Raw genomic sequence first — 13,940 nt, forward strand, 5'->3', positions numbered from 1 at the left:
AATCTGCCCGCCATTATAGAGCCCGTCGCCCACAGAGGACATGCCTATTGTCGCGCCCCGGGCAGCCTGTCGACTTTTCCCACTCGCCAGCATGCGCTCTGTAACATGGGTGGATTGGGCGTCACGTGCGCACTGCGCTACAATCGCGCGCCTTCAATTCATTTACGCGAGGTACTTTCCATGGTGCACAGCATGACCGCTTTTGCTCGTGTCGAGCGTGCAGGCAGCCAAGGCACCCTGGTCTGGGAACTGCGCTCGGTCAACCACCGTTACCTTGAACCTCACCTGCGCCTGCCGGACGCCCTGCGCGACCTGGAAGGCGCGGTACGTGAAGGCCTGCGCCAGGGCCTGTCGCGCGGCAAGGTGGAATGTACCCTGCGCCTGCACGAAGACAGCGACGGCAAGCCGCTCAAGGTCGACCGCGAGCGCGCTGCGCAGCTGGTTGCCGCCGCTGAAGAAGTGGCCAGCCTGATCCAGCAACCGGCCGCGCTCAACCCGCTGGAAGTGCTGTCCTGGCCGGGCGTGCTGGTGGCCGACGCCACTGACCCGCAGGCCCTGAACGCCGAGGCCGTGGCGCTGTTCGACGAGGCCCTGGCCGAACTCAAGGCCGGGCGCTTGCGCGAAGGCCAGGAGCTGGCCCGGCTGATCAACGAGCGCCTGGACAACATGGCCACCGAGGTCACCACCCTGCGTGCCCTGGTGCCGCAGATGCTCGCCGCCCAGCGGCAAAAGATCATCGACCGTTTCAGTGACCTCAGGGCCGAGCTTGACCCGCAGCGCCTGGAGCAGGAGATGGTATTGCTGGCGCAGAAGAGCGACGTCGCCGAAGAACTCGACCGCCTCAGCACCCACGTCAACGAAGTGCGCCGGGTGCTCAAGTCCGGCGGTGCTGCTGGCCGGCGCCTGGACTTCCTGATGCAGGAACTCAACCGTGAAGCCAACACCCTGGGCTCCAAGGCCTTCGACCCACGCAGCACGCAAGCGGCGGTCAACCTGAAGGTGCTGATCGAACAGATGCGTGAACAAGTACAGAACATCGAGTAAGGCCTCCCCCGACCATGAATCAAAGCAGCGGCACCCTCTATATCGTTTCGGCACCGTCCGGCGCCGGCAAGACCAGTCTGGTCACCGCCCTGATCAAGGCCGACCCGCGCGTCAGCGTCTCGGTATCGCACACTACCCGCGCCATGCGCCCGGGCGAAGAGCACGGCGTGAACTACCACTTCGTCAGCCATGACGAGTTCAAGGCGCTGATCGCCAAGGGAGACTTCCTTGAGCACGCCGAAGTGTTCGGCAACTTCTACGGGACTTCCCGCAGCGCGCTTCAGGAGGTGCTGGACCGGGGCAATGACCTGATCCTGGAAATCGACTGGCAAGGTGCCCAGCAGGTGCGCAAGTTGATGCCCGAGGCACGTTCGGTGTTCATCCTGCCGCCGAGCCAGCAGGCCCTGCGCGAGCGCCTGGATGGCCGTGGCCAGGACAGCGAAGCGATCATCGCCGGGCGCATGAAGGAAGCGGTCAGCGAGATGGTGCACTACGACGAGTACGAGTACGTCATCATCAATGACGACTTCGATGTGGCACTGGAGGAGTTGAAGGCGGTGTTCGTGGCCAACCGGCTGCTGCTGAAGAAACAGCAGCAGGGCAACAGCGAACTGCTGAAAGAACTGCTCGCCTGATAGACCGAAGGGGGCTGCTTTGCAGCCCTTTCGCGACACAAGGCCGCTCCTACAAGGGATCGCGTCAATATGGACTGATGCGATCTCCTGTAGGAGCGGCCTTGTGTCGCGAAAGGGGCGCAAAGCGCCCCCAGCATTAGTCCTGCAGTGGCAAGGTGGCCTGCTGACGCAGGGTCGCCCCGAGGAAGTAGGCCGGCGCACGCATCCGCGAAATCATCATCAGCACGATCCCCAGTGCCGAAATGATCGCCGCAATCACGAACACCAACCCCAGCCCCGCCACATGCGAGCCGCTGCCGAAGTCCGGCGAGGCGCTGTCGATGGCCGTGCGCACGAAGATCACCGACAGGATCACCCCACCCACCAGCGGGCACAGGCCGCGCATGAAGAAGTGGCGCAGGCTGCCGAACAAGCTGTCGCGGAAGTACCAGACGCAGGCGAACGCGGTCAGCGAATAGTAGAAGCAGATCATCATCCCCAGCGCCGTGATGGTGTCAGCCAGCACGTTCTCGCTCAGGGTACGCATGGTCACGTAGAACAGCCCTGCCGCCACGCCTGCGCAGATGGTCGCGTAACGCGGGGTTTGCGAACGCGGGCAGACGCTGGCGAATTTCTGCGGCACCGCGCCGTAGTAGCCCATGGCCAACAGCGTGCGCGCCGGTGACACAAAGGTCGATTGCAGCGACGCTGCGGTGCTCGCCAGCACGGCGATCGACATCAGGATCGCCAGCGGCCCCATCACCGGGCCGGCGAGGTGGGCAAACACATTTTCCTGGATGCGCGGGTTGTTCAGGCCCAGGCCATGCTCGCTGATGCCGGCAAACTGCAAGGTGGCAATGGCGGTGACCAAGTACAGGCCAAGGATCAACAACACGGTCCAGGTGGCAGCCTTGCCCGGAACCTCGTCACTGCCGATCGACTCTTCGCTGACGGTCAGACAGACGTCCCAGCCCCAGAAAATGAAGATCGAAAGCGAAAGCCCCGCCGCAAAGGCCGAGAACGACTCGACACCGAACGGGTTGAACCAGGCGAAATCGAACTCCAGCGGCGGCGGTGCGGTGGTGCCGCCAAAGGCCGCGAAGGCAAAGCCGAGCAGTACCATCAGCTGCAGTGCCACCAACCCGTACTGCACGGTCATGGTGGTGGCCATGCCGCGACAACAGATCCATACCGCCATGGCGATGAACACGCAACAGGTGGTCACATTGATCAACAGGTTGTCGGCCAACGCCGCCAGCTCATGCTGGCCGGTGATCTGGCTGAGGAACAGATAGAAGAAGTCGACAGCAACGCCCGCCAGGTTGGACAGCACGATGGTTGTGGCAACCACCAACCCCCAGCCACCGATCCAGCCGATCATCGGGCCAAAGGCACGGGCCGACCAGGTGAACGAAGTGCCACTGTCCGGCTCGGCCGAGTTCAGCTCGCGGTAGCCCAGGGCAACCAGCAGCATCGGCAAGAAGCCAACGATGAACACGGCGGGAAGATGAGCGCCGACCTCACGTACGGTCGGGCCAAGGGCGCCGGTCAGCGTGTAGACCGGGGCAATGGTGGAAATGCCCAGCACCACGCTGGCCAGCAGGCCAAGACGGCCCTTGGCCAGGCCTTTGCTGCGCTGGGTGCTGCCCGAGTCGGCCACATCGGGTGGGCGGCCGGCTTCTGTGTAATTGCTCATGAGTTTTTGCCGTAACTATTGGAATTGTTTTCACAAGCCCTGTTCCCAGGGCCTGCTTCCACTCATTGAAAGCGCGCTGGCGGGGGTCAGTCATCCCGGACTTTTGGCTGACTGGCTGTCAGGCCTCCCGTGCAGCATGGGCAATGCAGGCCTCGCGGAACGCCTGGAACAGGCTCCGGGAGACCGGGTTGTCGGCGAAACGCCATTCCGGGTGCCACTGCACGCCAAGCACAAAGCCCGGCGCGTCAGGCATCGACACCGCTTCGATCAGGCCATCGGGGGCCCGTGCCTCGACCCGCAGGCCCGGGGCCAGGCGGTCGATACCTTGGCTGTGCAACGAGTTGACCTCGAACTGCGCAGCCAGGCCCAGGCGCTCGAACAACCCGCCAGGCGCAATGCTGACGGGATGACCAGGGCCATATTGGACTTCAAGAGGTGCATCCTCGGGTTCACGATGATCCATGTAGCCAGGCAACGCCTGCACTCGCTGATGCAGGCTGCCGCCCAGGGCCACGTTCAGTTCCTGGAAGCCACGGCAGATGCAGAACACCGGCACACCAGCGGCAATCGCCGCCTGCAGCAACGGCAGGGTCAGCCGGTCACGGGCAAGGTCGTGCCGGGTCCCTTCGACGCTGGCGGCGCCATTGTAATGATGCGGCTCGATATTTGAAGGCGAGCCCGTAAAAACAATGCCGTCGAGCCGGGCCAGCAGCGCCTGCGTGTCGCTGCCGCCGTCGCGCGCCGGCAGGATCAGTGGCAACCCGGCGAAGCCGGCGGCCTCCACATACTTGTCGCCCACCGTATGCGACGAGTTCTTCCCGACCTGCTGGCGGCAGGCACTGATACCGATCAAGGGGACCGCAATTGCGCTCATGGGCTTACACCGTGTGCAGGTACCAGTTGTACTCGAGGTCGGAAATCGAAACTTCGAATTCGGCCAGCTCACTTTCCTTGCAGGCCACGAAGATATCGATGTAGTCCGGGCTGATGTATTGGTTGAGGACTTCGCTGTCATCCAGCGCACGCAGGGCGTCACGCAGGTTGTTCGGCAGGCTCTGCTCCAGCTGTTCGTAGGAGTTGCCTTCGATTGGTGCACCCGGCTCGATCTTGCTGGTCAAGCCATGGTGGATACCGGCCAGGATGGCCGCCAGCATCAGGTATGGGTTGGCATCGGCGCCGGCCACGCGGTGCTCGATACGAACGTTCTCGCTGCTGTCGGTCGGTACGCGCACGGCCACGGTGCGGTTGTCCAGGCCCCAGCTCGGCGCGTTCGGTACATAGAACTGCGCACCGAAGCGGCGGTAGGAGTTGATGTTCGGGCACAGGAAGGCCATCGACGCCGGCATGGTCTCCAGCACACCACCGATGGCGTGGCGCAGGGCGTCGCTTTGCAGCGGGTCGTCATGGGCAAAGATATTCTTGCCGGTTTTCTTGTCCAGCAGCGAGATGTGCACGTGCAGGCCGTTGCCCGCCTGGCCCGGGTAGGGCTTGGCCATGAACGTGGTGTCCATTTCATGGTCGTAGGCGACGTTCTTGATCAGGCGCTTGAGCAGGATCGCGTAGTCGCAGGCCTTCATCGGGTCGGCAACGTGGTGCAGGTTGACTTCGAACTGCGCCGGCGCGCTTTCCTTGACGATGGCATCGGCTGGCAGGCCTTGCTCCTTGGCCGCTTCGAGCATGTCCTGCAGGCAATCGGCGTATTCGTCGAGGTCGTCGATCAGGTACACCTGGGTCGACTGTGGGCGTTTGCCGGAAATCGGCGAGCGTGGCGGTTGCGGGCGACCGTTGAGGTTGTCCTGATCGATCAGGTAGAACTCCAGCTCGAACGCGGCGCAGATATCCAGGCCCATGGCGTCGAACTTGCTCACCACCTGGCGCAGCACCTCGCGCGGGTCGGCAAAGAACGGCTCGCCTTCCAGTTCGTGCATGGTCATCAGCAGCTGCGCGGTCGGGCGCTTTTGCCATGGCTCATTACAGAGCGTGCCGGCAATCGGGTAACAGATGCGGTCGGCGTCGCCGATATCGAGGCCCAGGCCGGTGCTTTCCACGGTCGAGCCATTGATATCGAGGGCGAACAACGAGGCCGGCAGGTTGATACCTTTCTCGTACACTTTGTGCAGGCTGGCGCGCTCGATGCGCTTGCCGCGTACCACGCCGTTCATGTCGGAAATCAGCAGATCGACGTACTGCGTATCCGGATGGGCCTGGAGGAAGTCATTCATCTCGCTGGAAGTACTGGCGCACGGGGTGACCGACGTCATGGCTTACATCCTATGATTTGCTGCGGCGATGTGGGGATACGGCTGGCGCCTCAAGGGCGACGATGGTTGCAGCTGTTGTTCTTTTCACTTTCCCATCGTGGGGACTGGTTACCCGACCGGGCGCATTGATTCCCGGGGGCCGTTTCACTATAAAATGGCCCTCATGCAACAGACATTGGCAATTCGGCAAGCAGAGCGTGCACCAATGCAATATCAGATTACCCACGCCGACCTTTCTCTGGTCTTGGCACTGGAACGCGGGCGCTCACTGGCCAAGGCCGCCGAACTGCTCAAGGTCGACGTGTCGACCGTGTTCCGCTCGATTCGCCGGCTGGAGTCGGCGCTGGGCACCGCGCTGTTCGTGAAAAGCCGCAAAGGCTACCTGCCGACGGACACGGCCCAGGCCCTGGCAGAGCAGGCAGAGCGCGCCGAGCAGGCGCTGGATGCCGCACGCATCGCCATGACCAGCGGCGAGCAAGTGGTCAGCGGCACCGTGCGCCTGACCTGCACCGAGGCGGTGATGCACAGCCTGCTGCTGCCGGCGCTGGCAGCGTTCATGCCGAACTACCCGGCGTTGTCGCTGGAGATGGGCACCTCGAATACCTTCGCCAACCTCAGCCGCCGCGATGCCGACATCGCCCTGCGCCTGACCAACACGCCGCCGGAGCACCTGGTCGGTCGTTGCCTGGGCTCCACATCTTATGTGATCTGCGGTCAGCCGCAGTGGCGCGAGCGCCTGAACGAGTCGGCCGGCAGCGTGCCGTGGATCGCCCCGGACGACTCGATGCAGGATCACCCTACCGTGGTCTGGCGCAACCAGCAGTACCCGGGGCTGAGCCCACGCTACCAGTGCAGCGGCATGTCGACCATCGCCCAGCTGGTGAGCACCGGACTGGGCGTGGCGGCCCTGCCGGACTATATGGTCGATGCCTTGCCCGGGGTCGACGCGTTGAGCGGGCCTCTGCCAGGCTGCGATACCCAGCTGTGGCTGCTGACCCGGCCGGATTGCCGGGCGTTGCGCTCGGTGCAGACCTTGTTCGAGGAGCTGACGCCGCGGTTGCGGGATGCGATGCTCTGAGGTTATCGTCAGGATCATATGTTCAGGCTGTCTGTTCCGGCCCTTTCGCGGGCAAGCCCGCTCCCACGGGGTGCGCGACGCTGGTGAGCAACGCATCATTCCTGTGGGAGCGGGCTTGCCCGCGAAGAAGCAGACGCCGGGCTCGAAGGTGCCCACCCGACAAAACAGCGCTTCCCTAATGGCTGGTGATTTTTTAAACTATCGAGTCCGCCTGCCCATATTGGGCTGCACGCCTACCGCATTTGCTACTGAGGAAGACCATGGCCCGCGTAACTGTTGAAGACTGCCTGGAACACGTGGATAACCGTTTTGAGCTGGTCATGCTCTCGACCAAGCGCGCCCGTCAGCTGGCTACCGGCGGCAAAGAGCCCCGCGTAGCGTGGGAAAACGACAAGCCGACCGTGGTCGCCCTGCGCGAAATCGCCGAAGGTATCGTGACCCCTGAGTTCATCGCCGCCGAAGAGATCGTTACCGAGGATCCGGTCTTCGCCGCGTTCGAGGACGAGTCCAACGAGGCTGTCTGATCGATGCCCTGTCGACGTCGCGCGGCACAAGGCCCTCTTCCTCGGCAAGAGGTGAAACCATGCCGGGCATAGAAGCCTTAGCCGAACGGCTGTCGACTTACCTGGGGCCCGAACAGGTCAACCTGGTTCGGCGCGCCTATTTCTACGCCGAACAGGCACACGACGGGCAGCGCCGCCGCAGCGGCGAGCCCTACGTGACCCATCCGCTGGCCGTGGCCAGCATCCTCGCCGACATGCACATGGACCATCAGAGCCTGATGGCGGCCATGCTGCACGACGTGATCGAAGACACCGGCATCGCCAAGGAAGCTCTCTGCCAGCAGTTTGGCGAGACCGTGGCCGAGCTGGTCGACGGGGTCAGCAAGCTGACCCAGATGAACTTCGAAACCAAGGCCGAGGCGCAGGCCGAGAACTTCCAGAAGATGGCCATGGCCATGGCCCGCGATATCCGCGTGATCCTGGTCAAGCTGGCTGACCGCCTGCACAACATGCGCACCCTGGAAGTGCTGTCTGGCGAAAAACGCCGGCGCATCGCCAAGGAAACCCTCGAGATCTACGCCCCCATCGCCAACCGCCTGGGCATGCACACCGTGCGCGTGGAGTTCGAGGACCTCGGCTTCAAAGCCATGCACCCGATGCGTTCGTCGCTGATCCACCGGGCGGTGAAGAGCGCACGCGGCAACCGTAAAGAGATCGTCGCCAAGATCGAGCATTCGTTGGCCAATTGCCTGGCCGCCGACGGGATCGAGGGCGAGGTCAGCGGACGGCAGAAACACCTCTATGGCATCTACAAGAAGATGCGTGGCAAGCGCCGCGCCTTCAACGAGATTATGGACGTGTACGCCTTCCGCATCATCGTCGACAAGGTCGACACCTGCTACCGCGTGCTCGGCGCCGTGCACAACCTGTACAAGCCGCTGCCCGGTCGCTTCAAGGATTACATCGCAATTCCCAAGGCCAACGGCTACCAGTCGTTGCACACCACGCTGTTCGGCATGCACGGCGTGCCCATCGAAATCCAGATCCGCACCCGCGAGATGGAAGAGATGGCCAACAACGGTATCGCCGCGCACTGGCTGTACAAGTCCAACGAAGACGAGCAGCCCAAGGGCAGCCATGCCCGGGCCCGCCAGTGGGTCAAGGGCATCCTCGAGCTGCAGCAGCGTGCTGGCAACTCGCTGGAATTCATCGAGAGCGTGAAGATCGACCTGTTCCCGGACGAGGTCTACGTGTTCACGCCCAAAGGGCGGATCATGGAGCTGCCCAAAGGCTCCACCGCCGTCGATTTCGCCTATGCGGTGCACACCGACGTCGGCAACAGCTGCATCGCCTGCCGCATCAACCGACGCCTGGCACCGCTGTCCGAACCGCTGCAGAGCGGCTCGACGGTCGAGATCGTCAGCGCCCCAGGCGCACGGCCAAACCCGGCCTGGCTCAATTTCGTGGTCACCGGCAAGGCGCGCACGCACATTCGCCATGCCCTCAAGCAGCAGCGCCGCTCCGAGTCGATCAGCCTCGGTGAGCGCCTGCTGAACAAGGTGCTGACCGGCTTCGACAGCAGCCTCGAGCAGATCCCCCAGGAGCGTATCCAGGCAATCCTTGCCGAATATCGCCTGGAGCTGATCGAAGACCTGCTCGAAGACATCGGCCTGGGCAACCGCATGGCCTACGTGGTCGCCCGCCGCCTGCTGTCGGCCGAAGGCGAACAGCTGCCGGCGCCGGAAGGCCCGCTGGCGATCCGCGGCACCGAAGGCCTGGTACTGAGCTACGCCAAGTGCTGCACGCCGATCCCGGGTGACCCGATCGTCGGCCACCTGTCAGCGGGCAAGGGCATGGTCGTGCACCTGGAAAACTGCCGCAACATCAGCGAAATTCGCCACAACCCCGAGAAGTGCGTACAGCTTTCGTGGGCCAAGGACATCGCAGGCGAGTTCAACGTCGAGCTGCGTGTCGAGCTTGAACACCAGCGCGGCCTGATCGCCCTGCTGGCCAGCAGCGTCAACGCTGCCGACGGCAACATCGAGAAGATCAGCATGGACGAACGCGACGGCCGTATCAGCGTGGTCCAACTGGTGGTCAGCGTGCACGACCGTGTGCACCTGGCACGTGTGATCAAGAAGCTGCGTACCTTGACCGGCGTGGTCCGCATCACCCGCATGCGTACGTAGTCCGCCAACCGCAAGGAGTCATCATGAGCAAGACCGTAATCAACAGCGACAAGGCCCCTGCCGCTATCGGCACCTACTCCCAGGCGATCAAGGCCGGCAACACCGTCTACATGTCGGGCCAGATCCCGCTGGACCCTAAGACCATGGAACTGGTCGAAGGCTTCGAAGCCCAGACAGTACAGGTGTTCGAGAACCTCAAGGCCGTGGCTGAAGCGGCAGGCGGTTCGTTCAAGGACATCGTCAAGCTGAACATCTTCCTGACCGACCTGAGCCACTTTGCCAAGGTCAACGAGGTGATGGGCCGCTACTTCGAACAGCCCTACCCAGCCCGCGCTGCCATCGGCGTTGCGGCACTGCCAAAAGGCGCCCAGGTCGAAATGGACGCCATCCTGGTCATCGAATGATGCCCCTGGTGACGGGCGCCCTGCCCGTCACCCCTCCTCTGCAAGGTTATTCCGTCATGCGTCAAGCACTGCCTCTCGCGCTGGCAGCCCTGCTTCTGGGCGGCTGCGCCAGCCACAAACCCGAAGATTTCAACGGCACCTGGATCAACCAGGCCGCCATCAAGGCCGCCAGCAAAGGCGGTAGCCTGCGCCAGGCGCTGAACGAGCACGGCCCGGTGTTCGAATGGAAACTCGATGTCGCCCACCAGCAGGCCAGCTACAGCAATGGTTTCGAGGCGGCCGATGGCCAGCTGATCGCCAACCAGAAGCAATGGCAGGCCAGCTTCCAGGGCGGCCAGACCGAACAGCTCGAACTGGATGGCGATGAGCTGAAAGCCACCACCCAGAGCGGTGCAGAGCAGACCTTCGTGCGCGCCGAGCAGCCCGGCAATGCGCCTCTGGGCGGCAGCTTCGAGAAGGCGCTGTACCAGGCTTACCTCGGTGGCGACTGGAAGATCATCGAAGGCCAGGGCAAGGGCGCCACTGTCCGCTTCAGCGATACTGGCAACGTCACCGGCCTGCCAGGCCCGGACCGTTTCGCCCTGTGCCTGGCCGGCGACTGCGCCAGCATGGGTGGCAACAACGACAGCCTGTGGCTGGAGCGCAACCAGCGCGGCGCACCTTTCATCTTCAAGCGTGACGGCAACAAGCTGGCAATTTACCAGGCGGTGAACACTGCCCAGGCCGACGAGATTCCGCAGTTGGCGGCCGGTGCTCAGCAGTGGGTGCTGGAACGCGACTGAAACGCCACTCCTGTAGGAGCGGCCTTGTGTCGCGAAAGGGCTGCGAAGCGGCCCCAGGATCTCAGCTTCGCCGCATACAATGCCGGGGCCGCTGCGCGGCCCTTTCGCGACACAAGGCCGCTCCTACACGAACCGCGCCAGGCCTCTAGATTTCAGCGTTTGCCTGCCAGTATGGCGGCATAGCCCTCCTTGTAGCTCGGATACTCCGGCGCCCAGCCCAGCGCCCGCACCCGGGCATTGCTGCAACGCTTGCTGCCGGTACGGCGCACCCGCTGCTCATCAGACCACTCGGTAATCCCCATGTACCCCCGCAGCCAGGCCACCACATCAGCCAGCGGAGCCGGGTCGTCGTCGACACCGATGTAGCACTCCTCCAGCACCACGCCATCGGCATCGGCCTGCAGCAGGAACGCCATCAGGCTCGCCGCATCCTCGGCATGAATCCGGTTGCCATACAGCGGCGGCTCCTCCGCCACCCGATAGCCCTGGCGCACCTGGCTCAGCAGCCACTCGCGACCCGGGCCATAGATGCCGGTCAGGCGAATAACACTGGCAGGAATGCCGCTTGCCAGCGCCAGCCCTTCGGCCTCCAGCATTACCTTTCCGGAATAACCTTCAGGTTCGGTGGGCGCGGTTTCGTCGATCCATCCACCGTCCTTTTGCGCAAACACGCTGCTGCTGGAGACGAACAGCAAACGCCGCGGGCGCTGGCCGCGCTCGGCCAACCACGCCAGCACATGGCGCAAACCATCGACGTAGGCGCTTTGGTAACCCGCCTCGTCATGCTGGCTGGCGGCGACGCAGTACACCAGGTAATCCGGTGAGCGCTGTGGCCATGCCTGTGGGATCGCAGGGTCGGACAGGTCAGCAGCAATGGCCGCAACGCCCTCGGGCAGCTGCGCGACCGAGCGGCGCAAACCACTGACTTGCCAGCCTTTGGCCAGCAGCTGGCGGGCCAAACGGCCACCTACATCACCACATCCCACGATAATTGCGGAAAGGCCTGACATCATAAAACTCCCTAGACCAAAGGATCAGGCTAGCCGTATTACACGATAGGCGGCTAGACCGCGGGTGAAAAAAGCAACAAGATTACTTTTGTTAACAAGAATTACTTGCAATAATGGCAGCCCTATCTGTTCTCGGCCTATATCGAGGCCCTGGAGAACGCTCACTTTCTTCTTCATCAGGTCCGGCCAGCATGACACGTATTCAACTTTCCGCTTCGCCAACCCCGTCGCGCGCCTGGCGCGCCATCGCCGCGCTGCTGTTCAGCCTGGTGCTGGCCCCGGTAGCCATGGCCGATGAGCCTGCCGCCAACGCCGCCGCCCCGGCCGCTGCCACCGCGCCAGCAACCCCGGCACCCGCTGCTGCAGAAGGCCAGGCCACCACCCCGGTCGCAGCACCTGCTTCCGCCGACCCGGCCGTGCAGGAACTGGTTGAAGACACCTCGCTGGGCATGGCCCATGACTTGTCCCCATGGGGCATGTACAAGAACGCAGATATCGTCGTCAAAGCCGTCATGATCGGCTTGGCCATCGCTTCGATCATCACCTGGACCATCTGGATCGCCAAGGGCTTCGAGTTGATGGGCGCCAAGCGCCGCCTGCGTGGCGAGATCGCCGCCCTGAAGAAGTCGGTGAGCCTGAAAGAAGCCAGCACCGTCGCCAACACTGAAGGTACCCTGGCCCATACCCTGGTCCACGATGCCCTCGAAGAGATGCGCCTGTCGGCCAATGCCCGCGAGAAAGAAGGCATCAAGGAGCGCGTCAGCTTCCGACTGGAGCGCCTGGTAGCTGCCAGCGGCCGCACCATGAGCAGCGGCACCGGCGTACTCGCCACCATCGGCTCCACCGCGCCGTTCGTTGGGCTGTTCGGTACCGTGTGGGGCATCATGAACAGCTTCATCGGCATCGCCAAGACCCAGACCACCAACCTGGCCGTCGTCGCCCCAGGCATCGCCGAGGCTCTGCTGGCCACCGCACTGGGCCTGGTTGCAGCGATCCCGGCCGTGGTCATCTACAACGTCTTCGCCCGCTCCATCGCCGGCTACAAGGCGCAGGTGTCTGACGCCTCCGCCCAGGTACTGTTGCTGGTCAGCCGTGACCTGGACCATCAGGGCAGCGACCGCGCCGCCCCGCACATGGTGAAAGTGGGGTAAACCATGGGCCTGCATCTCAACGAAGGTGGCGACGACCTCGCCGAAAACCACGAAATCAACGTTACGCCGTTCATCGACGTGATGCTGGTGCTGCTGATCATCTTCATGGTCGCAGCCCCATTGGCCACGGTCGACATCAAGGTCGACCTGCCGGCCTCGACCGCCAAGCCGGCACCGAGGCCTGAAAAGCCCGTGTTCGTCAGCGTCAAGGCCGACCAGAAGCTGTATGTCGGCGACGATCAGGTCCCTGCCCCGGAACAGCTTGGCCCGATGCTCGACGCCAAGACCAAGGGCGACAAGGAAACCACCATCTTCTTCCAGGCCGACAAGGGCGTGGATTACGGTGACCTGATGGAAGTGATGAACAACATGCGCGCGGCCGGCTACCTCAAGGTCGGTCTGGTAGGTCTCGAGACGGCAGCCAAGAAATGACGAAAACGCGCTCAAACGTGGCGCGCTACGGTGGCAGCCTGGCAATCGTGCTGGGTGTGCATGCGGTCGCCGTGCTGCTGACGCTCAACTGGTCAGTACCCCAGGCCATCGAGCTGCCGCCGGCAGCCATGATGGTCGAGCTGGCACCACTGCCCGAACCCGCGCCGCCGCCACCACCGAAAGCCGCCCCACAGCCGCCGGCGCCGGTCGAAGAACCGCCGCTGCCAAAGTTGGTAGAGGCACCGAAACCGAAGATCGCCATCGCCAAGCCGCCCAAGCCGAAGCCCAAGCCTCAGCCACCGAAGCCTGAGAAGAAGCCTGAGCCGCCAAAAGATGAGCCACCGGCCAAAGAACAGGTAGCTGACACACCGCCAAGCAACACGCCGCCGCAGAAGTCGGCGGCACCGGCGCCAAGCATCGCCGCCAACAGTCAGGCGCTGCCAACCTGGCAGAGCGACCTGCTGCGCCACCTGGCGAAGTACAAGCGCTACCCGGAAGACGCTCGCCGCCGAGGCCTGCAAGGCATCAACCGCCTGCGCTTCGTGGTCGACGCCGAAGGTAAGGTGGTGTCCTACTCCATGGCAGGCGGCTCCGGCAGCGCGGCCCTGGACCGGGCAACCCTGGAAATGATCCGCCGCGCCGGTACGGTACCGAAGCCGCCAGCCGAGCTGCTGACCAATGGCACGATCGAAGTCGTGGCACCGTTCGTCTACTCGCTGGACCGTCGCTGATAGTTTTGTTTCTGTCACAAATCGGCAAGTCTGATAACGTGCGTC

At 63.5% G+C, this 13,940-nt stretch carries 14 protein-coding genes; 10 read left to right on the forward strand and 4 right to left on the reverse strand.

Annotated features, from left to right (window positions below; genetic code table 11):
• Nucleotides 1-180 precede the first annotated feature (180 nt).
• Together APH33_RS08615 and gmk are read left to right on the forward strand one after the other, a co-directional pair.
• Nucleotides 181-1,044 carry a YicC/YloC family endoribonuclease gene (locus APH33_RS08615; protein WP_054884734.1) on the forward strand — a complete coding sequence of 288 codons (864 nt, stop codon included), beginning with the start codon at nt 181-183 and terminating at the stop codon, nt 1,042-1,044.
• 14 nt (nt 1,045-1,058) lie between these two features.
• Nucleotides 1,059-1,679 (forward strand): guanylate kinase, encoded by a 621-nt coding sequence (gene gmk / locus APH33_RS08620; RefSeq protein WP_054884735.1) that lies wholly within the window; start codon nt 1,059-1,061, stop codon nt 1,677-1,679.
• A 136-nt stretch (nt 1,680-1,815) separates the two neighbouring features.
• On the opposite strand, the gene APH33_RS08625 is transcribed toward gmk, so the two are convergent.
• From APH33_RS08625 to APH33_RS08635, 3 genes are all read right to left on the reverse strand, one after another.
• Nucleotides 1,816-3,354, reverse strand: coding sequence for an APC family permease (locus tag APH33_RS08625; RefSeq protein WP_054884736.1), 1,539 nt, complete (start codon nt 3,352-3,354; stop codon nt 1,816-1,818).
• Nucleotides 3,355-3,472: 118 nt separating this feature from the next.
• Nucleotides 3,473-4,228 (reverse strand): gamma-glutamyl-gamma-aminobutyrate hydrolase family protein, encoded by a 756-nt coding sequence (locus APH33_RS08630; RefSeq protein ID WP_054884737.1) that lies wholly within the window; start codon nt 4,226-4,228, stop codon nt 3,473-3,475.
• 4 nt (nt 4,229-4,232) lie between these two features.
• A complete protein-coding gene (locus APH33_RS08635) occupies nt 4,233-5,615 on the reverse strand; it encodes a glutamine synthetase family protein (protein ID WP_054884738.1) in 1,383 nt (460 codons plus the stop codon).
• 205 nt (nt 5,616-5,820) lie between these two features.
• Here APH33_RS08635 and APH33_RS08640 point away from each other — a divergent pair, with 205 nt between their 5' ends.
• The 5 genes from APH33_RS08640 (at nt 5,821) to APH33_RS08660 (ending at nt 10,571) form a co-directional block, all read left to right on the forward strand.
• Nucleotides 5,821-6,693, forward strand: coding sequence for a LysR family transcriptional regulator (locus APH33_RS08640; RefSeq protein WP_054884739.1), 873 nt, complete (start codon nt 5,821-5,823; stop codon nt 6,691-6,693).
• 260 nt (nt 6,694-6,953) lie between these two features.
• A complete protein-coding gene (gene rpoZ / locus APH33_RS08645) occupies nt 6,954-7,217 on the forward strand; it encodes a DNA-directed RNA polymerase subunit omega (protein WP_016394025.1) in 264 nt (87 codons plus the stop codon).
• A 59-nt stretch (nt 7,218-7,276) separates the two neighbouring features.
• Nucleotides 7,277-9,385, forward strand: a complete 2,109-nt coding sequence (gene spoT / locus APH33_RS08650) for a bifunctional GTP diphosphokinase/guanosine-3',5'-bis pyrophosphate 3'-pyrophosphohydrolase (RefSeq protein ID WP_054884740.1) — start codon at nt 7,277-7,279, stop codon at nt 9,383-9,385.
• Between the two features lie 23 nt (nt 9,386-9,408).
• The gene (locus tag APH33_RS08655; protein ID WP_009684531.1) at nt 9,409-9,789 is read left to right on the forward strand and encodes a RidA family protein; all 381 of its coding nucleotides are present in this window, start codon (nt 9,409-9,411) and stop codon (nt 9,787-9,789) included.
• Nucleotides 9,790-9,845: 56 nt separating this feature from the next.
• Entirely contained in the window at nt 9,846-10,571 is a 726-nt protein-coding gene (locus APH33_RS08660) for a hypothetical protein (RefSeq protein WP_054884847.1), read from the forward strand.
• Nucleotides 10,572-10,723: 152 nt separating this feature from the next.
• On the opposite strand, the gene APH33_RS08665 is transcribed toward APH33_RS08660, so the two are convergent.
• Nucleotides 10,724-11,581 carry an SDR family oxidoreductase gene (locus tag APH33_RS08665; RefSeq protein ID WP_054884741.1) on the reverse strand — a complete coding sequence of 286 codons (858 nt, stop codon included), beginning with the start codon at nt 11,579-11,581 and terminating at the stop codon, nt 10,724-10,726.
• 191 nt (nt 11,582-11,772) lie between these two features.
• Here APH33_RS08665 and exbB point away from each other — a divergent pair, with 191 nt between their 5' ends.
• From exbB to APH33_RS08680, 3 genes are read left to right on the forward strand one after another with little or no spacing between them, the layout of a single operon-like run.
• Nucleotides 11,773-12,732 carry a tonB-system energizer ExbB gene (gene exbB / locus APH33_RS08670; protein WP_054884742.1) on the forward strand — a complete coding sequence of 320 codons (960 nt, stop codon included), beginning with the start codon at nt 11,773-11,775 and terminating at the stop codon, nt 12,730-12,732.
• A 3-nt stretch (nt 12,733-12,735) separates the two neighbouring features.
• Nucleotides 12,736-13,164, forward strand: a complete 429-nt coding sequence (gene exbD, locus APH33_RS08675; protein WP_054884743.1) for a TonB system transport protein ExbD — start codon at nt 12,736-12,738, stop codon at nt 13,162-13,164.
• Nucleotides 13,161-13,895, forward strand: coding sequence for an energy transducer TonB (locus APH33_RS08680; RefSeq protein WP_054884744.1), 735 nt, complete (start codon nt 13,161-13,163; stop codon nt 13,893-13,895). The genes exbD and APH33_RS08680 overlap by 4 nt, the downstream gene beginning before the upstream one ends.
• Nucleotides 13,896-13,940 lie beyond the last annotated feature (45 nt).

Origin of the sequence: Pseudomonas sp. NBRC 111130, assembly GCF_001320485.1 — a bacterium.
GTDB lineage: Bacteria > Pseudomonadota > Gammaproteobacteria > Pseudomonadales > Pseudomonadaceae > Aquipseudomonas > Aquipseudomonas vlassakiae.